This is a genomic window from Proteus sp. fly-1067 (assembly GCF_040139345.1).
In the GTDB taxonomy this organism is placed as follows: domain Bacteria; phylum Pseudomonadota; class Gammaproteobacteria; order Enterobacterales; family Enterobacteriaceae; genus Proteus; species Proteus vulgaris_B.
This window is the reverse complement of record NZ_JBEEUL010000203.1, coordinates 1-563: the sequence shown is the minus strand read 5'-3', so window position 1 is coordinate 563 and position 563 is coordinate 1. Positions and strand designations below refer to the sequence as shown.

General features: G+C 40.0%; 1 protein-coding gene and 1 pseudogene. Both read right to left on the bottom strand.

The features are described 5' to 3' along the window. Positions 1-244 (bottom strand): TonB-dependent receptor (locus ABN217_RS20000; protein ID WP_349459970.1); only part of this gene is annotated, 244 nt, incomplete at its 3' end. Between the two features lie 118 nt (positions 245-362). Beyond that, positions 363-563: pseudogene (locus ABN217_RS19995) on the bottom strand (FecR family protein); the annotation flags it as partial.

Sequence of the window (563 nt, the reverse complement as noted above, 5' to 3'; positions counted from 1 at the left end):
ATGCGGTTTGTGCGGTGTAGTTACCTGATAGTGCTGGTGCACGTAATCCATTAAGTTGGTTTTTATTATAGAGTAATTGAATTTGTCCTTGCTGACTGATTTGCGCGACAGAAGTCGCAAGTGGTTGTTCTGGTAGTGTAAATGTAACCTCTTGCGCTATTGCTGATTGGCAAACTATTGCAGTACTGGCTGCAACCAATAATGCAAGAGGCTTAAGCCGTTGGTGTGTGAATCGAATTGACATGAGTATCCCTTATTCCTAAGCGGCACAAATCGTGTGCTGAAAAATTGCTAAATCAATAACAACTGCTTAGGAAGAGGGTTAAATGAGAATTATCCTCACCTACAAATCGAAATAATTTTCATTTATTTTTTTTGTTTTGAATAATCAATACGTTATTTTTGTCTTGATAAACGACTTGGACAGGTAATAGCATCGGGAGCGCTTGGAAGAATTGATCGGGTTGGTGTAAATTGATGCGCCCTGAAATCTTACTTTGTGCGAGTGTTGGAGGGGAAAGCTCAACGTTGATAGGGGAATAGGTTTTCAGTTGTGCAAGTAC